This window comes from Pseudomonas sp. WS 5011 (assembly GCF_012985775.1).
GTDB lineage: Bacteria > Pseudomonadota > Gammaproteobacteria > Pseudomonadales > Pseudomonadaceae > Aquipseudomonas > Aquipseudomonas peli.
Window position 1 is genome coordinate 90,358 of record NZ_JAAQXA010000016.1, and the last position, 21,204, is coordinate 111,561.

General features: G+C 60.0%; 21 protein-coding genes and 1 pseudogene. 5 read left to right on the forward strand and 17 right to left on the reverse strand.

The annotated features are described in order from the left end of the window. Positions 1–20: 20 nt before the first annotated feature. Positions 21–719 (reverse strand): SDR family oxidoreductase, encoded by a 699-nt coding sequence (locus tag HBN63_RS16660; protein ID WP_170050174.1) that lies wholly within the window; start codon positions 717–719, stop codon positions 21–23. Next, entirely contained in the window at positions 710–1,582 is an 873-nt protein-coding gene (locus HBN63_RS16665) for an MBL fold metallo-hydrolase (RefSeq protein ID WP_170050175.1), read from the reverse strand. The genes HBN63_RS16660 and HBN63_RS16665 overlap by 10 nt, the downstream gene beginning before the upstream one ends. Before the next feature lie 98 nt (positions 1,583–1,680). Here HBN63_RS16665 and HBN63_RS16670 point away from each other — a divergent pair. Next, positions 1,681–2,578 (forward strand): annotated as a pseudogene (locus tag HBN63_RS16670) (LysR family transcriptional regulator). Positions 2,579–2,583: 5 nt separating this feature from the next. On the opposite strand, the gene HBN63_RS16675 reads toward HBN63_RS16670, so the two are convergent. The 7 genes from HBN63_RS16675 to HBN63_RS16705 all read right to left on the reverse strand — a co-directional run bounded on the left by HBN63_RS16675 (position 2,584) and on the right by HBN63_RS16705 (position 7,191). Beyond that, positions 2,584–3,072, reverse strand: coding sequence for a GNAT family N-acetyltransferase (locus tag HBN63_RS16675; protein WP_170050176.1), 489 nt, complete (start codon positions 3,070–3,072; stop codon positions 2,584–2,586). A gap of 40 nt (positions 3,073–3,112) precedes the next feature. Beyond that, on the reverse strand, positions 3,113–3,676 hold the full coding sequence (locus HBN63_RS16680) for a DUF4136 domain-containing protein (RefSeq protein ID WP_345940493.1): 564 nt from the start codon (positions 3,674–3,676) through the stop codon (positions 3,113–3,115). 24 nt (positions 3,677–3,700) lie between these two features. After that, the gene (locus HBN63_RS16685; RefSeq protein WP_170050177.1) at positions 3,701–4,294 is read right to left on the reverse strand and encodes a DUF4136 domain-containing protein; all 594 of its coding nucleotides are present in this window, start codon (positions 4,292–4,294) and stop codon (positions 3,701–3,703) included. 29 nt (positions 4,295–4,323) lie between these two features. Next, entirely contained in the window at positions 4,324–5,073 is a 750-nt protein-coding gene (locus HBN63_RS16690) for a methyltransferase (RefSeq protein WP_170050178.1), read from the reverse strand. After that, positions 5,066–5,386 carry a nucleotide pyrophosphohydrolase gene (locus tag HBN63_RS16695; protein WP_160089272.1) on the reverse strand — a complete coding sequence of 107 codons (321 nt, stop codon included), beginning with the start codon at positions 5,384–5,386 and terminating at the stop codon, positions 5,066–5,068. The genes HBN63_RS16690 and HBN63_RS16695 overlap by 8 nt, the downstream gene beginning before the upstream one ends. 76 nt (positions 5,387–5,462) lie before the next feature. Continuing rightward, positions 5,463–6,224: a hypothetical protein gene (locus tag HBN63_RS16700; protein ID WP_170050179.1), complete on the reverse strand. Its 762-nt coding sequence runs from the start codon at positions 6,222–6,224 to the stop codon at positions 5,463–5,465. A gap of 112 nt (positions 6,225–6,336) precedes the next feature. Then, on the reverse strand, positions 6,337–7,191 hold the full coding sequence (locus tag HBN63_RS16705; RefSeq protein WP_170050180.1) for a MaoC/PaaZ C-terminal domain-containing protein: 855 nt from the start codon (positions 7,189–7,191) through the stop codon (positions 6,337–6,339). Positions 7,192–7,363: 172 nt separating this feature from the next. On the opposite strand from HBN63_RS16705, the gene HBN63_RS16710 reads away from it, so the two are divergent. Further along, on the forward strand, positions 7,364–8,356 hold the full coding sequence (locus HBN63_RS16710) for an AraC family transcriptional regulator (protein ID WP_170050181.1): 993 nt from the start codon (positions 7,364–7,366) through the stop codon (positions 8,354–8,356). A 3-nt stretch (positions 8,357–8,359) separates the two neighbouring features. Here the strand turns inward: HBN63_RS16710 and HBN63_RS16715 are convergent, their stop codons facing one another. Beyond that, positions 8,360–9,130 (reverse strand): sulfite exporter TauE/SafE family protein, encoded by a 771-nt coding sequence (locus HBN63_RS16715; RefSeq protein WP_170050182.1) that lies wholly within the window; start codon positions 9,128–9,130, stop codon positions 8,360–8,362. Positions 9,131–9,435: 305 nt separating this feature from the next. Next, on the reverse strand, positions 9,436–10,110 hold the full coding sequence (locus HBN63_RS16720) for a hypothetical protein (RefSeq protein ID WP_170050183.1): 675 nt from the start codon (positions 10,108–10,110) through the stop codon (positions 9,436–9,438). A gap of 493 nt (positions 10,111–10,603) precedes the next feature. Between HBN63_RS16720 and HBN63_RS16725 the strand changes: the two genes are divergently transcribed. From HBN63_RS16725 to HBN63_RS16735, 3 genes are all read left to right on the forward strand, one after another. Continuing rightward, the gene (locus tag HBN63_RS16725; protein ID WP_170050184.1) at positions 10,604–11,635 is read left to right on the forward strand and encodes a hypothetical protein; all 1,032 of its coding nucleotides are present in this window, start codon (positions 10,604–10,606) and stop codon (positions 11,633–11,635) included. A gap of 66 nt (positions 11,636–11,701) precedes the next feature. Next, the gene (locus HBN63_RS16730) at positions 11,702–11,932 is read left to right on the forward strand and encodes an AlpA family transcriptional regulator (RefSeq protein ID WP_121378656.1); all 231 of its coding nucleotides are present in this window, start codon (positions 11,702–11,704) and stop codon (positions 11,930–11,932) included. Between the two features lie 321 nt (positions 11,933–12,253). Then, positions 12,254–13,225 (forward strand): inovirus-type Gp2 protein, encoded by a 972-nt coding sequence (locus HBN63_RS16735; protein WP_170050185.1) that lies wholly within the window; start codon positions 12,254–12,256, stop codon positions 13,223–13,225. Positions 13,226–13,356: 131 nt separating this feature from the next. On the opposite strand, the gene HBN63_RS16740 is transcribed toward HBN63_RS16735, so the two are convergent. From HBN63_RS16740 to HBN63_RS16765, 6 genes are all read right to left on the reverse strand, one after another. Further along, positions 13,357–15,963: a DEAD/DEAH box helicase family protein gene (locus HBN63_RS16740; RefSeq protein ID WP_170050186.1), complete on the reverse strand. Its 2,607-nt coding sequence runs from the start codon at positions 15,961–15,963 to the stop codon at positions 13,357–13,359. Positions 15,964–15,966: 3 nt separating this feature from the next. Continuing rightward, positions 15,967–17,748, reverse strand: a complete 1,782-nt coding sequence (locus tag HBN63_RS16745) for a site-specific DNA-methyltransferase (RefSeq protein ID WP_170050187.1) — start codon at positions 17,746–17,748, stop codon at positions 15,967–15,969. A gap of 335 nt (positions 17,749–18,083) precedes the next feature. After that, a complete protein-coding gene (locus tag HBN63_RS16750) occupies positions 18,084–18,248 on the reverse strand; it encodes a hypothetical protein (RefSeq protein WP_170050188.1) in 165 nt (54 codons plus the stop codon). Further along, on the reverse strand, positions 18,245–19,144 hold the full coding sequence (locus HBN63_RS16755; protein ID WP_170050189.1) for a hydrolase or metal-binding protein: 900 nt from the start codon (positions 19,142–19,144) through the stop codon (positions 18,245–18,247). The genes HBN63_RS16750 and HBN63_RS16755 overlap by 4 nt, the downstream gene beginning before the upstream one ends. A gap of 92 nt (positions 19,145–19,236) precedes the next feature. Further along, positions 19,237–20,241, reverse strand: coding sequence for a lambda-exonuclease family protein (locus HBN63_RS16760; RefSeq protein ID WP_170050190.1), 1,005 nt, complete (start codon positions 20,239–20,241; stop codon positions 19,237–19,239). A 74-nt stretch (positions 20,242–20,315) separates the two neighbouring features. Beyond that, a complete protein-coding gene (locus tag HBN63_RS16765; RefSeq protein WP_345940494.1) occupies positions 20,316–21,200 on the reverse strand; it encodes a DUF932 domain-containing protein in 885 nt (294 codons plus the stop codon). Between the last annotated feature and the right edge of the window lie 4 nt (positions 21,201–21,204).

Consider the following 21,204-nt stretch of genomic DNA (forward strand, 5'->3'; position numbering starts at 1 on the left):
TGCGCCCCGCGCCGTCAGCCTCACCAGGGCAACGCCTGGCCTTGGTAATCGAGGAATGTGCAGCGTCGGCGACCCAGCTCTGCGGTGATCACCTGACACAGACCGCTTGCGCTGTCCGCCACGCTCAAGGGGGCATCCGCGCCTCCCATGGCCGTGCGCACCCAGCCTGGATGTAGGGCCAGCAGGCTCCAGGGCAGCTCGGCATAGTGGCTGCTCCAGCTCAGCAGCAGGCTGTTCAGCGCCGCTTTGCTGGCACCGTAGAGCGGCATGTCGAGGGCACGGTTGAGCTGCAGGCTGGCCATCTGCGAGCTGATAAAGGCCATCACCCCGCCGGTTTCGATTCGACCGGCAAGCTGTTGCGCCAGGCTGATCGGCGCGACCGCATTGGCGAGAAACAGCTGGCCGATCTCCGCGCTATTGGCCTGGCGCGGGTCCTGATGCGCTGGGCCATAGACGCCGGCATTGAACAGCGCACAGGTCAGCGGTTGGTCGCCCAGGGCGTGGTCAATCAAGGGGCCCGCTTCGCGTTGCTCCAAGTCGCACTCGATCAGCTGCAAGCACTGACCATATTGCGTGGCCAGCGCCTGCAATTCATGGCTACCCGCCAGGTTGCGGATCACGGCGTGCACCTGCCAGCCCGCCTGCACAAAGGCCTGGGTCAAACCCAGGCCAATGCCGCGTGAGGCGCCGGTGATCAGGATATGGCGGCTTACGGCCACTGCATTTCACCCTTGAGCACCTTGGCGCTCAGTTCCAGGCTGCTGGCGTCGAGCAGCTGTGGGTACTTGGCTTTCATTGTCTCGATCAGCGCCTGGCTGTTCTGTGCCTTGGGCAGTGCTACTTCTAGGTCATTCAGGTAGTTGCGGGTAAAGCGCAGGTCATCCAGGCTCAGCGTCGGTTGGCCCATAAAGTGCCCCGGCACCAGGGTCTTTGGCTGCAGCGCTTGCAGTTCATCCAGGGATTTCAGCCAGGATTTACGCGCCTCTGCGGTTTGTGCATCGGCAATCCAAGGGTGAATGTTGGCGTAGGTCAGCACACCGCCGACCACGGCCTTGATGCTCGGAATCCATAGGCTGGTGTGCTTGGGGTCATGGCCGATCAGCTCGATGCGCTGGCCTTCCAGGCTCAGGTGGTCGCCTTGCAGGGCTTGCGGCACCATTGTGCGGGCCGGTGCGCTGTCCTTAAGGATCGGGGCCCAGTAGGCCAGCTTCGGTTCACGGCTTTTCTCGATATAGGCGATGGTCTGCGGCGTGGCCAGGACCTTGGCCTTGGGGAAGGCGCGGGTCAGGGTGTCCAGGCCGAAGTAGAAATCCGGGTCACCGTGGCTGATAAAGATGGTGGTCAGGGTTTTGCCGCTGGCTTGGATGCGCTCGACGAGCTCTTGCGCTTCACGGTTGGAGAACTGCGCATCGACGAGGATGGCCTCGCGTTCGCCGCTGATCAGCGTCGAGGTTACCGGGAAGATGGCCTTGTCGCCTGGGTTGTAAACGTCCAGGGTCAGCGGTTGGGCGAGGGCGGTGGTGGCCAGGGTCAGCAGGCTGGCGCTGGCGAGCAGGCTGCGCAGGTGAGTGATGAGCGACATGGTGAACTCCTGTTGAGTGAATGAGTTCATTTTAGTTGCTTTAAATCGATCAAAAAGCCCGTAATCTGCGCATGTTTGTTGCGTTAAATGGGCTAATTATGGATCGCCTGACGGCTACGCGGGTTTTTGTCGAAGTGGTGGAGCGTGGCAGCCAGACCGCCGCTGCCGATGCGCTGGAGATGTCGCGGGCGATGGTCTCGCGTTACCTCGGCGAGCTGGAAACCTGGGTCGGCGCGCGCCTGCTGCACCGCACCACGCGCAAGCTGAGCCTGACCGGTGCCGGTGAGCAACTGCTGGGGCAATGCCGCGAGATGTTGGCCATGGCCGACGCCATGCAGAGCGTCAGCCGTACGGACGAGGCCGCGCCGCGTGGCACCTTGCGCATCGCTTGTAGCCAGTCGCTGGCTCAGGCCTGGTTGGTGCACGCGCTGGATGACTTCACCCGCCTGTATCCGCAGGTCAGCGTCGATCTGCTGGTGGGCAGCCAGGCGGTCAATCTGGTGGAAGCGCGTATCGACCTGGCCCTGCGCATCACCAATCAGCTCGACCCCAACCTGATCGCCCGCCAGCTGGCGGTGTGCCGTTCGGTGGTGTGCGCAACACCCGCGTACCTGGCCAGGCATGGCACGCCGCAGCGGCCCGAGGACCTGGCGCAACACAATTGCCTGAGTTATGCCTATTTTGGCCGCAGCATCTGGGAGTTCAGCCGTGCTGGTGAGCCGCATGCTGTGGCGGTCAGCGGCAACCTTAGCGCCAATGAATCCATGGTGCTGCTGGAGGCCGTGCTGGCCGATATCGGCATCAGTTTGCAGCCGCGCTATTCGGTCGGCGCGTATTTGCGTTCCGGGGCGCTGGTGCAGTTGCTGCCTGACTACGAGCCACAGCAATTAGGTATTCACGCCCTCTACGGAACGCGCCGGCAGATGCCGCCGGCGCTGCGCGCTGCTGGATTTTCTGATCCAGCGGTTGGCGGATCGGCCGGACTGGGACTTGTAAACGGTCTACAGGAGTTTGCTGAACTGGATCAGCGCGACGCGCTGGCCCTTGGGGTCGCGGCGTTCGACCACGCCGCTGAGGGCATAACCGAGCTTGGGGTAGAGCAGCAGACCGGCACTGTTGGCATTGAAGCACGATACCTGCATGCGTTTGGCGTGGTAATGCTCGCGCGCCAGCTGCTCCATCACCGCCACCAGATAGTGCGCCACGCCATGGCCACGGGCCCAGGGTGCGACCATCAGGTTGCCGAGGGCGCAGTGGTCGTCGTAGTGACATTGGTAGAAGTTGGCAAAGCCGGCTAACCGGCCATCGAGCAGCACCACGGTACTGTCGCGGCGCTCAGCCATGGCGGCGGCCAGCTGACCGATGCTCAGCGGCCAGTCGGCCTTGGGGTAACAGAAAAACAGCTCATCAGCGTTCTGCGGGAAACCGACAATCTCGGCCAGATCAGCCGCCGCCGCGGGGCGATGGCTGAGGTGTGGGGTTGGGCTCATGCAACATCCTTGTGGGTCAGCGGGGTGGGCACGCTGCTGCTCATTGAGGCGGGTACTGGCTCAATACGTCCTCCACGCTGCGGCGAATCGCGGCCTCGCGCTCGCTCGGGCTGGGATGTGGATTGCGCAGCACCTGTTCAGTACTGCCGCGCCAGACCAGTTTGCCATCCTTGCCGTCGAGCAGGTCGATCTGCAGGGTGCCGACCTGATAGTCCAGGGTGCGGGTTTCCACGTAACTCGGGCCGCCCCAGAAGCCGCCGCTCCAGGGATCACCCCAGGCGCCGCCGAGCTGGGTACTGACCTGCTGCTGGCGATTGTCGACGATCATCCACACCTGCACCTTGAGATCGCCTGGCGTGTTTGCCGCTGCCGGGCGCAGGCCGCGTTGGTCGAGCTGTTGGCTGACCGCCGTGCGGATGCGCTGGTCTGTCAGGTCGCTTTTCAGGCGTGGGTCATCAGGTTTGTATTGCACCGCCGGTTCCTGCCAGCTCCAGCTGCGGTAGGCGGCAAAGTCCCGGTTAGGGTCGAAGTCGCGCTGCAGCTGCGCGGTTTGGCAGGCGCTGAGGATCAACAGCATGGGCAGTAACAGCAGTGTTGCACGCACGGGTGCTCTCCTTTAATACAGCAATCAGTTTGGCGGGTATGCCGTCAGGGCCTGTTGGACCGCATTGCGCAGCGCGGCGGCGCGTTCACTCTGGCTGCCGCTGCTAAGGGTTTCGGCGCTGGCACTCCAGACGGGTTGGCCATCCTGGCCGTCGAACAGTTCGATGCGCACCACCATGACTTCTTCGGTATAGCTGCGCACCAGCGGCGCGCTGCCCCACATGCCGTAGTCGTTGCCATACCGACTATGACCGTACTGGCTGCCGTAGTGTTCGGTGACCTGGCGCAGGCGTTGCTCCAAACGCAGCTCGGCGCTGACCTTGAGGTCGCTGGTTTTACCGGCGCGATGTGGGCGCAGGCCGCGCTGGTCGAGGGCATTGCTGAGGGCTTCCTGCACCTGCTCGGAGCTGGCCCAGGCCGTGCCGGCAGGCAGGCGTTGCCAGCTCCAGGTAAGGTAGCGGCCGAAGTCGCGTGGTTTTGCCGGATAGGCGCTGAGATCCAGTTGCTGGGCCGCCTGTGCGGGTGCAGGCGGCAGGGGCTTACTTTCGGCGGTATACGGGTTGTCGCTCTGGCAGGCTGCGAGGCTCGCCAGTAGCAGTAATGCGCCCAGTCTTTTCATTGAGTGTTCAGCCTCCAGTGAGAGGGCAATCAGCGAGGCCGGCAGATCCAGTGCAGATAACGGCCCAGCCCGGCAAAGCTGGGGTGGCGGCGGTAGGCCAGCTCCATTTCCAGCAGATCGATCAGCTCGGCCTTGGCCTGGAAGGGTTGCGGCATATAGTCGTGAAACACCCGCACGCCACTCTGGCTTTCGACCTGCCAATTAGCCTCAAGTTGCGCCGCCAGCTCGCGCGGATCAAGCGGCATCTGCGGGGTCAGGCTCTGTTTTTCCCCGGCGAACTCGGCCTTGCGCAGTTTGCGGAAGTGGCCCTTGAGCAGGTTACGGTAGATCAGCGCGTCCTTGTTGTAGAACGCCAACGACAGCCAGCCGCCGGGCGCGCACAACTGGTGCAACACCGGCAGGATGCTGTGCGGCTCGGCTAACCATTCCAGCACCGCATGGCAGATCACCAGGTCATAAGCTTGCTCAAGCTGGCCGAGCAGGTCCTGCCAGGGCGCTTGGATAAAGGTGGCGTCTTGTCCTGCGGCGGCAAAGCGCTCGCGTGCGCCATTGAGCATCGGTTCGGCGGGTTCCGTCAGCGTCACCTGATGGCCGCGCTCGGCCAGCCACAGCGACATATGGCCGAGGCCCGCGCCGATATCCAGCACCCGCAGTGGGCGTTCGGGTAGCGCTTCGGCCAGGTCAGCCTGGAGTACGGCCAGGCGAATCGCGCCCTTGGCGCCGCCATAGATCTTCTCGGCAAAGCGTGTGGCCAGTTCGTCGAAGTGACGATCACTCATTGGATGCGCTCCCGAGGAAGCGCCGTTCGTTGTCGGCCAGCTTGGCGCGCACCACCTGTTCCATATCCAGGCCCAGCTCGCCGCACAGCAGCACCAGGTAGAGGATCACGTCGCCGATTTCCTGGCCGGCATGGGCCAGGTGTTCAGCTGGTAGTTCGCGGGACTGCGCTTCGCTCAGCCACTGGAAGATTTCCACCAGCTCGGCCATTTCCACGCTGGCCGCCATGGCCAGGTTCTTCGGGCTGTGGAATGGCCGCCAGTCGTTGTGGTCACGAATGGCGTGCATGCGGGTGGTCAGTTCGGCGAGGTTCATCAGGCGCTCCAGCAAAGAGGAGCATAGCTTCGGGGTTTGCCGGCCGGTCTTCAAGCCGGCAAACCGATACCGCAGGTTATGGGTAGCCGCTTTCGTTCGGGTTGTTAGTCACTTCCAGCACGCGCCAGACGTTGGCATAGACACTTTCCTGGGAAAACGTAATGCGCCCCTTGCCTTTGTACAGCGACACCACGCGGGCGACGTCCTTGCCTTTGAAGTTGAACGGGATCCAGGCCTTGCCTGTCTGGTGCGAGAAGGTGGCGGTCGGCGCGCCGAGCAGCGCATTGACTTCATCCATGCTCATACCGGTGCGTATATCGCTGAACGAACCGCTGCCCTGGGCGGCGGTCTCTGGTGCAGCAGCGGGCGTCAGCGTTTGCGTGCTAGTAGCCGCTTGGCCTTGGCCGGCGCGGTAGGCGTCCAGGTTGACGCTGCCTGCGGTGTAAGGCGCGCCACCGGCGCTGAGGCTGTCAGCGGCTTTCTCGCAATGACGGTCGAGCTTGCGGTTGTCGGAGTTGGCCACCACTTCGCTCAGTACCGGCTTGTAGCGGCCGTTACCCGAGCTGGCCAAGGCCTTGCAGACCCAGGCGAGGGCGTCTGAGGTGGTGTTATCGGAGGCGCTACGGTACTTCTGCAGCAGCACTTCGGCTGCCACGTCGAGGGTTTCCTGGTCACGGTAGCCGCTGTGGTAGATGCTCTGCGCGGCCTCGCGAATCGACACCGGACCGCCCTGCACCAGCTGATTGACATAGCGCTGCCCGGACGCGTCCAGGGCATGGGCCTGCAGTGCGCTGCAGGCGAGGACGAAGGACGTGGCAAGTACGGCGGTGTTTTTCATGCTGAGGCTCTCTGATCCATTGGAGTTGCCGTGCGGGTCAACCATGACCGCGTGGGCGCAGGAGTCGACACGATAATCGGCCCCCGCAAAAACGCCAAGCCTTGCGGTGCGCCTAGTCCAGCGGCTGCCAACTGCCGCTCATATGGCTCAGATCATTCTGGCCAAGGAGGCTGAACTGGCCATGGCTGCCGGGTTCGCTGGCCAGCAGACGCACCTCTGCCGGCAACAGCACCGGTTTCTGGAAACGCACGCTCACGCTGTAACCGGCATCCGGTAGGCGTGCGCCCAGTTCGGCCAGGGCGCGGCCCTTGTTCCACAGGCCATGGGCAATGGCGCGGGGAAAACCGAACAACTTGGCGGTGGCGGCAAACATATGGATCGGGTTGTAGTCGCCGGCGATGCGCGCATAGCGCCGGCCGATATCTGCGGGGGCGCGCCAGTGGGCCAGGGTGGTCTGGGTAAGCGTGGTTTCGGCTGCGCGTTCGGCCGTTTTGCCGTCCAGGCGCAGAGCACGGCAAAGGATGCGGCTATCGCCTTCCCAAAGCAGACCGAGCTGGTCGTGCAGCTGGGTGATCAGGCTGAAGGTCACACCCTTGTCATGGGGCTGCAGGTCTTGCACCTGCACGCTGACGGTAAAGGGCCCGAGACCGCCGAGGGGGCGCAGCACGCGAATATGGTTTTCCAGATGCACCAGGCCGAGCAGCGGAAAGGGAAAGCGCGTATCGGTGAGCAACTGCATTTGCAGGGCAAACGCCAGAATATGCGGGTAGGGTGCGGGCAGCCGATGCTCATCGCTAAAGCCGCAGATCTGCCGATAGCGCGACAGGTGCTTGGGGTCTACCGTGACCTGGCAGCGCACGCCCAGCTCGGGCAGGCTGCGGCCGGTCACACGGCGGCGCAGGGCGGCGCGCAGAAAAAGACCGGGTAGCGCGGGCGGGGCGGGCAGGTCGAGCCAGTCGATGGCCATGGGGTCACTCCTCAGAACGGTGGCAGCAGCTTAGATGGCGCGCCTGTATCTGCATTGGCCGTGCTGCCTGGTTATGTGGCGGGGCAGTCAATTGCCTGCATTCACGCCTTGAGCGCATGGCCTAAAGCTGCCTAAGATGGCCGCGCCTCGCACACAATAAGAACTCTTCAATATGCGTGACCTGACTGACGACGTGGCGCTGATGCGCCCCGTGATCGACGCCCTGCGTGCCAGCGGTACCGACCCTGATCGGGTGCTGGCGCGGGTTGGCCTGCCGCCGGGTGGTTTACCTGCCGGGCGCTTCCCCCATGCCGCCCAAGCGCTGTTCTGGAAAGCCGCCATCGACGAATGCGGCGAAGAGCATGTCGGCCTCTACCTGGCTCAACACCTGCCGGCCTTCCACGGCCTGCTGCTGGAGTACCTGTTTCTTTCCAGTGAAACCTTCGGCGAAGGCCTGCGCCATGCCCTGCGCTATGTGCGTCTGCTCTCCGACACCCTGAATGCCAAGTTGGAGGTGCAGGACGACCGCGCGGTGCTGCTACTTGGGCTGGTTCCCGGCACGCCGCGACACTTCCCGGAGATGCTCGCCGGCGCGGTGATCCGCCTGTTTGATGCGCTGACCGAAGGTGATTTCACCCCTTATGAAGTGCAGTTCATGCACACCGAAGGTGCGCCGGCCGAGCGCTATCAGCAGGTCTACGGCTGCCCGGCGCAACTGGGCGGCGAGCGTTACGCGCTGGTGTTCAATGCCTCGGTGCTGGACAAGACCTCACGGCACGCTGCGCCAGAATTACTGCGCATGCACGAGTCGCTGGCGCGCCGGCAGCTGGCTGAAGTCGAACGTCTGGACCTGGTGCGCAAGGTACGTGAGTTGATCGGCGAATTACTGGTCGACAGCGGCGCGACCCTGGAGCAGGTCGCCGCGCGATTGAACATGCCGGCGCGGCGTCTGCGCGAGCGCCTGGCCATGGCTGGGGTGCGCTTTAACGACCTGGTCACCGACTACCGTTGCCGTTTGGCCAAAGACCTGCTGCTCAACACCGACGAGCGTATCGAAGTGATCGTCGAGCGCACCGGCTTCTCTGAGCCGAGCACCTTCTATCGTGCCTTCAAGCGCTGGGTCGGCGAAACGCCAGTGGAGTTTCGCAAGCGCGGCAAGCAGTGATGGCTACTGGGCGAAATAGGTCGCCCAGAAGTAATAGAGCGTCATCCCGCTGCCCACGCTGATCACCAGCAGGCGCAGGAACTTGGCCGGCAAACGTTGGCCCAGTGCACCGCCGACATAACCGCCGACGGTGGCGCCCACCAGCAGAATCACCAGCTCATACCAACTGACTCGGCCGGCGATGATAAAAGTCGCGGTGGCGACGCTGTAGATCACCGCGGAAATCAGGTTCTTCAGGGCATTGGCGCGGGCCAGCGGGTGGCCTTCGATAGAAAACGCCGCCAGTTGCAGAATGCCCATGCCGGCACCGAAGTAACCGCCATAGATCGATACGCCGATATGCGCGGCCAGTGACAGTGGGCCGTGCGGCGGTTGTGCAGCCTCGGCACGGCGAGCAGCCAACCAGCGGCTCAGCCAGGGACTGGCTGCAAACAGCGCGGTGGCGGCCAGCAGCAGCCAGGGAATCAGCTTGGCAAACACCGCATCGCCGCCAACAAGCAGCAACAGCCCACCCAGCAAGCCGCCCGCCAGCCCGGCCGCCAACAACGGCAGCAGATAACGCCCCAACGGCCGCAGCGAATCCCGCGCCGCCCAGGCCCCAGCCAGGCTGGCCGGCCACAGCGCCACGGCATTGGTGGCGTTGGCCGTCACCGGCGGCAGACCCGCAGCGAGCAACGCCGGAAAAGAGAAAAACGTGCCGCCACCGGCCAGGGCATTCATCCCACCAGCAGCAAAACCGGCAAGCACCAGCAGCAGAATCTCGAACACAGGCATGGCAAAGGCTCGGGCAAAAGGTCAGCAGCTTACCCAGCGCGCGCGGTGGGGCCAAGTCGACCAAGGTTGTTGGCGCATGGGTTGGCCGCATTGCGGGCATAAAAAGCTGTGTGGAGCCGTTTTTAACGTCACGCAGCGACGGTTAGAAGGGTGGCTGCCATAAATTACAGGCAATAAAAAAGCCGGCTTGTGGCCGGTGTTCTTATTAAATATGTTGTTGATTTTAAAATACTTTATTTTTGCTTGTCGTATTGACCCACACTTTGACCCCCACTGATGCGGGTTGCTGCCCTGGGAAGCTGATCTCAGATGTTCCTAGGGCTCATCATTTCATGCTTCGCTAGGACGGCCCTGATTGCCTCCTGGATCTCGCGCATTCGCTTCTCGGCAATCCTGTTAGCTTCGGACTCCTGCTCAGCCGAAAGTTCGGGGGTCTGTTCGTTGAGGTATACCTGCCAGCCAGCCAGTCGTCTCAGGCTGGCGTCCAGGTGCTTGGTGGTCACTTCGAGCCTGATCTTGTTCAGCTCCTGCGCAAGCTTGCTTGAGTTGCGGGTGATTGTTTTCTCCAGGGCCTCGCGTCGCTTTCCCTCTTTCTGATCTTGGCTCGACTGCAGGGCGCCTGCGATCAGACTTTCTATGATCGCTGTTTCGGTGGTGTCAGCATTTTTTGCAAGGATTTTTAGCTTGTCCTTGGTGTTGAGAGGCAGGGTGAACGAGCACGTCTTTCGACCGCCTTCTGCTTGCCGATAGCGCCGCTGTCTGATGGCGTTTCTCAGTCGTTCAATGAGCTTCACGCCTGCGACATCTGACTCCAGGGTGCGGATCGAGTCGCCAAAGGTGATGAAAACCATGACGGGCGACGGGTCGGGCTTAGGCTCAAGTTCATCAGGCCATCGATTCAGCAGGTAGTTTGCGGCCCACACTGTCTCCTCACGATCGAGCTTCTTTAGCCAGCCCGGCTTATTCCCGGTCGTCTCCATCCAATTTTCTCCTGTTGCTGAGCGGTGCCGCTGCGCGGTGGATGCTCAGCTAATTGCGTAGTGTTAACAGCGATGTTAACTGTCTCGTTAACGGATTTTAATAATGAACTGTTAATGGATGTGTTAAACGAATTGTTAACGTATCCGTTACATGAATTGTGAATACTGATTCTATAGGTATAAAATCACTTAAAATCTATGTTTTATCCGGGCTTATTTGCGCATGATAGCTCTGTCATCACTAATAGATGTTAATGCTGAGTCAAGATTTTTTCTTCAGGCTTTGATGCTCAGAAAGCCTGACTGGCTGGGTGCGCCTTATGAGATCAAGTCGGTAGCGAAGGAGCTCTGCTTGACGGAGAGGTTCGCTAGAGATGCGTCGAGGGAGCTGATCAGGGCTGGGCTTCTGATAGAAAATAAGCAGCACGGTGGTCTTGGGCGCCCAGGTGTCGGTTACGTAGCCTCGGAGTACGTACGCAGAGTGCTTTGCGAAGTGGACAGAGATCTTGCCCACCACGAGCTCATCGTTCGCCTTTTTCTTGAGCCGAATATCTATGCGACTGGGCTGGAGGCCACGTCGACATCGATAGCTCAGAAGGAAAAATCATCCCGTCCAGCTATCCGCAAAGATGGTCGGCCTGCCGCCCCGGGGGCTAAGGGACGGCTGGGCGCTGCAAGTCGTGTTTTATTGGCGGCTCTTCTTAGCGAGGCCGATAAGTGCGGTGTAGTGGCGGAGCTTAGCGGGCGCAAGCTGAGGGAAATGACGGGGCTCGATTCCTCGTCGATCAAGCACCAATTGAATCGTCTGTTGAGCTTGGGCTTTCTTCGAAGCTATGTGCCGGGGGTGTCCAATGGGGTCTTGGTCGGCTCGAAGACTATGAGCATCTACTACCTGAACCTCGACCACCCCCAGCTCCCAGTGAGGCAGGGGAAGCAGGAGCGGGGCTTGGTGGTGTATGCAGTTAAAGGGCCGCAAAAGTACGACCTGGTCGAAGCTGCGCTGCCTTCAACGGTGCAGCTAGCAGGGGTGGATAATCAAGTTAAAGAGATGCTTTATCACAGGCTGGCAAGTCATGCGTCACAGCTGCTGACGGCTCTCTGGTCTGATCCTAAGTGCGATATTGCCGATCTGAAGGCTGCAGGCTTCGAAAGCGTTGGCGGTAAGTCAATCGAGCCACTGACGGTTAGCCCCGAACCGAGCGAGCCTGACCGATGGAGTGACTTCAAGGAAAGCTTGCATGCTGAGGCGTGTCGATGGGCCGAAAGCATCTACAAAGGGCTGCGCCGTATGAACGTATGGCCAGAATACAGCCCACAGCTGGTGAGGCTCATACCTGCACCTGACGCAGGGGATGGCTGGAGCGTCGTGTCGCTGATTGTCTATCCAGCGCCCAAGGCCAGTAATACATGCCTTTGGGTATGGGACGTGCGCGGAGGGAGGTCTGACCCGTATGTGGGAGAGGAGGCGTTGGGTTTGGAGCTGCGCTACAGGCTGGCGCTCTTGACCAAGACCAAGGTGCCCTAGGCCAAGCTAGGGCGGGTGATTTTTTACTGCCCCTGCAGATCCTCTGAGCCACAGAGGAGCCTGCTCATGCGAATCATCCGTCTGAAAGAAGTCATCGACTCGACCGGCCTGTCTCGGTCGACCCTGTACAAGTACATCGGCGAAGGCACCTTCCCGAAACCGGTATCGTTGGGCGACCGCTGCGTCGGCTGGGTCGATAGCGAGGTGCACGACTGGATCCTGGCCAGGATTGAGGAGCGTGACCAAGCAGAGGGCGCGTCCACGCGTCCCATCGGCCATCTGAGCATGGCCAGCTAGAACCGCCACCTGCGCCATGATCGGCTTCGGCTGGTCATGGCGTTTATGCCGACTCGAACAGCTTTGGGCTCTCAGCTAACTCTCCCAAAGCTCAATGCGGCAAATCTCTCGACAGGCTCGGCAATGTTGCTCCCCATTGCCCGGCCTGCTCGGGGGGGACTGCTCTGGTCAGGGCTGCATCTATTGATATAGCTGTTAACTACCAACTCTTACTAACCATCACTACCCATCACCACTGACTACACCAGAGGGAAAGAAGACCAGTAAAAAGAAACACACCACGTACCTGGTATGCACCAACAACCAACCAGGTACTCAGCCATGAACAACCGCAAGCACAACACCCACCTCTCACAGTCCGACATAGCCCTGCAGATCGAATCACTCGTCCAGGCTATCGAGCGCAGCGATACACCCGCATTCCGGATTACGCACAAACGGTCAGGCTATGAGCAAGTCGAGCAGACCAGACTCTCCCGGTCCTTCACCAACGTCCAGCAGATGTACAACCTGTTCGATGACCGAGTGCCATACGACTACAGCGAGCACCTGTTAGCGTTCCGGGAAGCCTGTGACGACATCGGCCTTCAGCGTTCACCCAATGGCCCTGTCTGCATGAGCGAGACGGGGACGTACTGGCTCAGTCATCACCAGAGCATGAACGTACTCACCGAACGGATCCGTGAGTTGACCCGCCAGCAACGGTATCGACGCAAGCCGGGGGATCGTCGGGGGCTGGCCAGGCAGCAAGAGATGGAGATCAAGGCGTACACGGATGCTGTGATGAGCCTTTACTCACGCACTACGGTCATCAGACTGGACCTCTACTACCGACCTGAAGCTCGGGCAAGGCAGCGCGTCGAGCAGGTCTTTGATCACCTGGATGATCTGATCTATGAGCACAGCCGTAATCCGATATTCGAGCACCTGATTGGCTACACCTACTCAGTGGAGCACGGAGATCGCAATGACGGGAGTGGTTATCACATCCATGCGGCCTACTTCTTCAATGGCAACCAGGTATGCCGGGATGTTTGGAAGGCGATTGAGATCAGTGAGCTATGGGAGGAGGTCACGCGTGGTCAGGGCTATGCCCACAGCTGCAATCATGAAAAGGAGGGGTATGGCGATAGGCGTGGAATCGGCCATATCCAGAGGGATGATCAGTCAATACGGCCTCATACGCACTACGCGATGAAGTACCTGGTCAAGGACGGTCAGCACCTTCGCTTGAAGCCTGCTGGGGCGCGCTGTCTGCGTAAGGGCACTCTGAACCGTGTTCGTCGCAGATAGATGAATGGGAAGGCTACTTGGCCTTTGCAGCCTTTAACTCGGACCGACGAGTGGGCTATGCGCAGAGAATTGCTCTCCCCCGCATAGCCAACTCGGCTGGCTTGGCATCCCGTCGCCGGGCGTCGTTCACATCAGCTGAAGTAGTGCGGCACCTTGGTCTTCCAGTCGCTGATGAGGACCATGTCGCACACGACCTTGGTGTCACCGGCCACCACAAGCTCCAGTTCACCCGCCTTGGTGGTGCCGTCCTCGCGGAAGTGCTGCGTCATCAGTTCTAGTAGCTTGCGCTTGTACTTCGTGTCGTCGTTCCCGGCCAGTTGGTCGCCCTTGGTCTCGACGACCATCACCTTGTGCTGGCCACCGGTCTCCTTTAGCCCGAACAAGAAGTCGGGATAGACCTTCGCCTTACGCCAGCCCTGCACGTGATAGTGGCCTGACTTCGCCACGTTGCGATGCCACCAGACCAGCGCAGCCTGCTCGTCGATGTAGCAGGCGAAGTCGCGCTCGTCATTGTTGAGTTCGTCTTCCAGTACCGGCTCCAGCACGCTCTTCTCAATCGGTGCATCTGACTTGCGACGCAAGCTCCGGGACCCTTCCGGCAGGTCGGATGTGATGGTGTGTGGCACGCGCCAGTTGCCACCGTCCGCACGCAGTCGGAACTGAATGTCACCTTTCGCCACCGCCGCGATGAAGTGACCCTCGGCCATGCGGTCGCGCTCAGCCAGTAGGTGCTTGCGCAGTTCTTCCAGCAGGTAAGACGCCATCGCGCCGATAGTCTTTGCCTCGAAGCCCCGAGCCACCAAGCGGGCATAGAAGCGTCCGACCAAGTCACGCGCAACCCATGGGTTCACGACAATGTCAGACACGATACGCGTCGCATAGACGGGGTCGAACAGTACCGCGTCTTCAGCAGCGATAGCGGCATCAGTCTTAAGCAGTTCACCCTTGTCCGCACCGACAAAGCTAATGCGCGTGACCTGCGTTCGCTCCAGATGAGCTCCCGGCTTGATGCCATCAGCGAGCGTGTCGACATCCACACCGTTCCAGTCGACAGCCGCCAGTACGTCCTGCTCGTAATCGAGGTCACGAGCGACCGAACCATCCACCCACTTCACCACCGGCAAGAAAATTTCGACTTTGTTGAACTGGCTACGACGCTTCAGCACCTGCTTGGCCTTGGTCGTTCCAGAACCATCACTCGTGTCCCGAATTTGGTCCACGAGGTCGCCCATGCCATCCTCCTCCAGCGCCTTCTTGATGTTCGTAACGACATCGCGGGTTGATGCGTGGTGGCATACCACATAGCACTGGTCGAGCGACGGAACGCCGGTCTTGCGTGCATAGGGCTGACGCAAGATACGACCCACCAATTGGGTCATGGCCGACAGGTTCGAGTTCGCGGCCAGCGAGCACAATAGGTACGCGAACGGGCAGTTCCAACCTTCCTGCAAAGCCGACTTCGTTATCACCACCCGCACCCGGTTGTTCGGGCTGAGCAGGTCTTGGTTTTCCGGGTTCTTCAGGTCGTTGACCTCGGCGCTCTTAACTGCAATCTCCGCGTCGTCAAGGCCCAACAGCTTCAAGTAATCGCGCACGTCTTCGGTGTGGATGTAGCCCGACTCGCGCTGCTCCTTACCCGTGCGCTCCACCTGCACCAGCATGATGGGGCGGATGTAGGTCGCTTCGTTCGCATGCAATTTGTCTGCATCGGCCTGTAACTGCTTCAGAAGGTCCCACGAGTCACGAATGCAGTCGCGCCAATCATCCCCAGCCTTCACCTTCAGGTTGATAGGCAGCTTTATCATGTCCTCGGCTTCGAGGTCTGCGCCACGCACGTCCACCAGCCAGTTGGCGTAGGTCGGCGGGGTGTCGCCCAAACGGTCACGGGGTGTGCCTGACAACTCCAGCACGAAGCTGGGATTGAAACCGTAGATGGTCTCCATCGCCTTGGTCGAGTACGCCTTGTGGCCCTCGTCGATGATGGCCATCGGGCGAATCAGGCGCAGCACGTTGCCGAGGCTGTCCTTGATGATGTTCGCCTGCCCACCGGGAATCAGTTCCGCGTAGCAGTCAAGGTTGGGTATCTCAGCCTTCAGCGCGTTGTGGGCGTCGTAGTCATCGCCCACTGGGAAGAAGCCCCGGACGTTGCCACGGTCACGGAAGAAGCGCAGTGTCTCCTTGGTCTCGCGGTTTGCGGACTGGAGCATCAACATCATCACGCACAAGTGCGTTTCCACGTCCCGCGCATCGAGCGGGTCGTCCTTGTCTAGCACCTTCACCTTGCCGGCGCTGACCTTTTCCAGCAGTTGCCGGTAGGGGTGCTCACGGTTCGCCAGTTGTCGCTTGGTTTGGGTGTAGATGGCCTCGTTGGGCACCACCCACAGCACAAAACCTGTGTTGCTGTTGAGCAGATGGCTAAACACCTTCTGCACCGCTGCCGTGGCCAGCAAGGTTTTGCCGCCGCCGACCGGTACCTTCGCGCAGATGCTTGGCACAGCACGTCCTACCCCGTCCTTGCGCGGACTGTAGGGGATGTTTGTGCGGCTCGCGGGCAGCCAGCCCTTCGCGTTCAGTTCAGTCCAGGTTTCGCCGCAGAAGTCCGGCAACGGGATACCCAGGTCAGGATTTGCGCGGCGCAGTTCCTCGACCTTGTCAGCCTTGTACTTGCGCTCCTTCAGTTCAGACAGGTACACATCGAGCGTGTCCAGCACGCGCTGCTGATAGTCCTTGTACTCCATGGCTCACTTCTCCACACGGTACAAGGCGAATGGCAGCGGCGAAAACTCTACGCCCATGGGCAGCAGATCCTTATTCGGGACGAACTTGGCTGCTGCGAACACCAGATGCTTTTTGCCGGACTTCGCTGCAGCAATCTTCTGCGCGAGGTTCAGCGTGAGTGCCGCATCACGGGACTTGAGGAATTCAAGCTCAGGGCGATAGACCAGCCACACGTGGTACTGGCTCGACTCGCCCAAGTACCACTCGACCTCATTAACCTTGGCAGGCTCCAGCGCAGCCATGGTCGCCGTATGGAACAGCCATGAACCCAGCGAAAGGTAGTCCGGCAGCGCCTCGCCGGTCAGCAGCTTATCGAGGTCCAGCGGTTCGCCCAGCGTGCAGTAGGTGAAGCTGCCGCCCAATCCCTCGACCTTTTCGGTTACCTTCTTCTCACCGACCACAGTGAGCGTGTCGTTCTCGATTTTCTTGGTGATTTTGTCGAAGCGATGGCCTTCGAGGTTTTCAATGCCTTGGATTTGCGCCAACAGCTTGTCTGCCTTCTTCAGGCTAGTGAAGGAAATCTTCGTTGACAGCAGCTGCTCCTTGGTCGTGCCCTCAAAAGCATATCCGCCGATAACGCGCCGAACTCTTTCCGCAGTAAGGCGGTCAGCATAACTCTCACATTCCACCAAGATGAATCGACGGTTACCACTATCTCGTTTGTTCAGGCGAAGAATGGCATGCGCGGTAGTCCCCGAGCCTGCAAAACTATCCAAGACCAAACTATCAGGGCGAGTCGCAATCTGAAGAATCTTCTCCAATAGCCTCACAGGCTTCGGTGTTGCAAACTGTTCTTCAAGATTGAATGCTGCCAATTCCTTGCTGGCCTCATCAGTATGTCCAGAGTTGTCGTGCGGCCACCAAGTAGTCGGAACGACGGTTTCCGCATGTTTCAAATAGCGCTTGTATGATGGTGCGCCATCTTCGTTTTTACCGAAGTATGCCAGTCCTTTTTCGACCAACTCTAACCACTGCGACTCTTCCCGCGACCAATGCCGTCCTTTTGGCGGATACTTGAGTGAGCCCTTAGGGGTTTTAATTGGATAACAGAGGTTCTCTCGCTCTTCCGGCGCATCCCAGGGTATCGCCCTCCAAGGCCCCTCTGGATCTTTGTCTAGGTTTGAATATTGGCGCGCTTGCTTCTCGTCTCGTTCAATCTCATTCCTCAATTTTTTCCAGGTTTCAGGTGCTTTTGAGTAGACAAGAATGTGGTTGTGAGAGTTGGAAACCGACGCATCACTTGAAACCGAATAACGAGCCTGCCAGACGATGGAGGCAACGAATGCCCCTTCACCGAAAATTTCATCCATTAGCATTCGCGCCCGATGGATTTCATTATCGTCAAGAGTCATCCAGAAACTGCCATCTTCAGCGAGCAGCTCATGGAGCAATTTCAACCGGGGATACATCAAACAGCACCACTTGTCGTGGCGCAGCATGTCTTCTTTATCCACTGGATTCGTCGTGAGCCAGTCCTTCAGAATGGGGCTGTTGACGTTGTCGTTATATGACCACTTTTCGTTGCCAGTGTTGTAGGGCGGGTCGATGAAGATGCAGTCAACCTGTCCCGCATAGAACGGCATAAGCGCCTTTAGCGCGTGTAGGTTGTCGCCTTGGATGATGAGATTGCCGTCCAGCGCAGCACCGCCGACAGACTTGTTGGCGTCCGGCTGGAGAGGCCGATACGGCACCCCGAGGTGGTGGTTGAAGACAAACTCTTTCCCCTTGAAGTGAAGTTCCGGCATCGCTCTGTTCTCATTCCTATAGTTGTGCAAAGCCACAGGCCGCAGCCTTCGGCTCTTCCTTTATGTTCTCGTAGCTACTGCTCAACCCCGAGCGGCAGCACCTTGCAGGAAGGGCATCAATTCCTGCAGGTCGGCTGTTGCGTCTCCAATATGTCCCGCAGCAGCCGAAAACATGTGGCTGCTATCAGTCGAGTCATTGCAGCTCCAAGGATACCGGTTCTTCGCCCATCACGGACCTTTCATAACCAGTAACAGCGCTGGTACAGAGCAAAAGAAAAACTGGAGCCGGTTGGACAGCCTTTCGACTGCCCATCCAAGCCCGGCACTCAAAGGGTTTATGTGATTTTCTGCTTTCGGTAGATCCAGCACGCAAACACCACGGCTATCAGCAATGGTGGAAAGCGCACCATTAGAATCGCCAGCAGCAATACACCTAAACAGCCCGATAGAATCCCGGCAAAGATCATCACAGCACCGAAAGTGCGTAGTAGCCGTTTCATGCCTCCTCCTTTATTCGCTCTGCTTGTGCATCCAGCTTCTCAGCCAACCTGGTTTTGGTGGCAGTGACTTGAGGGTTGATGGCTGTCGGGCTTTCTCCTTCGGGGTAGAACTCCTCAACGATCGCGCCGGCATCCTCCTCGCTGTCCTCGAATGCACCGTTGCCGAATCCGCGTCGCGCAGCCTCATCCAACGCGGCCTGATTGAAGCCAGCAGCCTGGCGCCGTGAGTCGAGTTCATTGGCGGTCACAAGTGCTTCAGCCATGTCCATGCTGCCGCGTACTGTCAGGTCGGCGTAGAAGATCGGCGTACCATGACTCTGGCGAGTCGACTTACCACGCAGACGCAACTCCAGCGGCAGACAGGCCAGGCGGTTACCCGAGATGGCCTGGAAGTAATGCAGGCGAGCGGCGAGGGTGCGGATGCTGTTGAAGCCAGTGGTGCGAAACACAAAGCTGCCCAGCGGATCCTCATCGCCAATGACCACGTTCAGTCGGCCGTAGGGCTTGCAGGCACCGCCTTTGGCGAGTGGGCAGGCATCTGGTGAAGGACAGGGCAATGACTGCATACCGTCCTGTGTGACCCGCTTGCAGGTTTCGCCATTACCGACGCAAACCGGGCGCCCCGATTGCCGGTCGAACAGTGTGTAGTCGGCTCGGAAATTCAGCTCAGGTTCGTTGAACAGCAGGCGTACCGGAATGCTGCGCAGCTTGTCGTCCTTGCCCTGACGTAGCTCGTCATTGAGCGGGTGCAGCAGCCAGCCGTCCTTGCCTTGCACCTGTGAGGTGATAGTGAATTGGTCATCCTTCTCCGGTAGTCGTTTGCCGTTCTTCTCGATGACCTTGCCGATGGAAATCCGCCCGAGTACCGGCGGCGTGATAGCCAGACCTTTGAGCATGGTGTGTCTCCTGGAAATGAAAAAAGGCCAGCCACGCCGGGTGAGCGGCATGGACTGGCCAAGTGGGAGGGAAGGGTTGGAGAAGTTGGGTTTCAGCCGACCAGGAAGCGCCGTGCACCCGGTTTCAGTAGCGGGTACTTGGCCTGCAGGTAGGGCTTGTCTTTGAGCAGTTGAGCGACATCGAGGCCGATGCTGTCCTTGGCCTTGCGCCAGCTGACATAGCCGCTGGTGAACTCCGCCCGACTGGCATCGCCCATGGCCTGCTGCAGCATCTGCTTGAGCTCAGACTCGCGTTTTTCCTTGTCAGCAATCGACTGACGCACGGCTTTCAGCTCGATGTAAGCCGCTGACAGACCAGCATGCTGGCTGAAGTCGATGACCTGGCCGTTGTCCTCCGGGTAGAGGCAGCGCAGTGCCGACTCAGCGGAAGCCGTGCCATCAGCCGGTGGTGGCGTATCAGTCTCCACGTAGTGCCAGAACTTGCGCTCCAGCTCGATCAGGCGGGAGATCATCTGCTCGTCCCGCTCGATGCGGTGGATCTCCAGCGTCTGGCCACCGAGCAGCACGGCGACATCCGCCGCCTGTTTGCCGGTGACGGCGAGCTGGTGCATCACTTGCAACTGCACATACTCCGGCACGCCTTCCTTCCAGAGGCGTGCCCCGTTTATGCCCGCGGTCTTGCATTCGAGGATCTGCACATCGTCGGCCCCGATCACCTCGCGGTCGATGTTGGCCAGCATCCAGGGCAGCTGGGGATCGGGATGCTGCAGCACGGCGTTGATGCGGCGGACCTTGTGCTTGGTGCGCTTGCTGTAATGCCAGGCCACGATGGGCTCCAGGACGTTGCCCCAGTACATCGGACTTTCCTCATCCTGGGGATCGGCCTTCGGAAGCCCAGCATCACGACCGGTCTTCTCCATCCAGAGTTCCAGCTGCGACTTGTAGGGGTTGAGTCCTACTGCTGCAGCTGCATCCGAGCTGCCGATGCCTTGCTTGCGGATCTGTAGCCAGTCCTCGCGTGGCAGTTCCTTGGTGCTGACCAGGCGCAGAGCCGGGCGGGATTTGCTGGTGCTGCGATTCAATGAAGTAGCTTTCATAGCGGTCACCTTGCAGAAATAGAAACGCCCGACCTGCAACGAAGCGGGTCGGGCGTTATGGGGTGGGGAAAAGGTCAGGCGACTAATTGCAGGGCTGTATCCAAGGCGCGTTGCTTGATCTGGGCACCCTGGCCGAACCAAGCTGAGTCGAGGCGGTATTCAGTGCTGCGTGCTCGGCGTTCGTGATCGACGTACTCGGTTACGGCATTGAGCAAGCCCCAGGCTGTGCCGCGTGCCGAGTCCAGCTGGCTGCCACGACCACGACCTTCGTACAGCTCCTGCACTTTGCGCATAGCGCGCTCGTTCGGCAGCTGCTCCGGCAGAGCGCCGGTTGGGCTGGTCTCGCACATCACGTTCATGAAGAAGCCCAGTGCCTCATGCCACTGCACCTTGCGTTCAGCCAGATGGCGCATGCGGTACATGAAGTCGTCCCATTGCGAGACAGCAATGCCGAGCTGCTTCTTGACCAGATCGCCGTCGAAGCGGGTGCTGTGCGGCACCTTGATCGCACGGCTGGTGCCGTCCAGGGCGATGGTCAGGGTGTTGTTGCAGACCACGCGGATGGTGGTGGGCGTTGCGGTGGTGGCCAGGGTGCCGTCGCAGGAAGTGGCCAGCAGCAGGTAGCCATTCACCTGGTCGTTGCCCTTGAGTGCAGCGCCCTGTCCGGTGCGTGCCAGCGCCCAGAACTTGCGGCCGCCCTTGAGCACACCAGCAGTTTCCAGCTCGTAACCGGAAACCTCGGTCAGGTCCCGGTAGAACTCCAGCACATCCTTGGGCTGCACGGTGTGGTAACGCTGCGAGACCACCGACAGCGGTGCCTTGGTGTCTGAGCGGTAGAGTGTTGGCGCTGATGGAAAATTGACCCACCCTGCCGATTGAAATTTGACCCAGGGCGGATTGCTGATTTTGTTACCAGCAACTGTGGATAAGTCTACCAGCGCAGCTGCTGTTGCCCCCACTCCT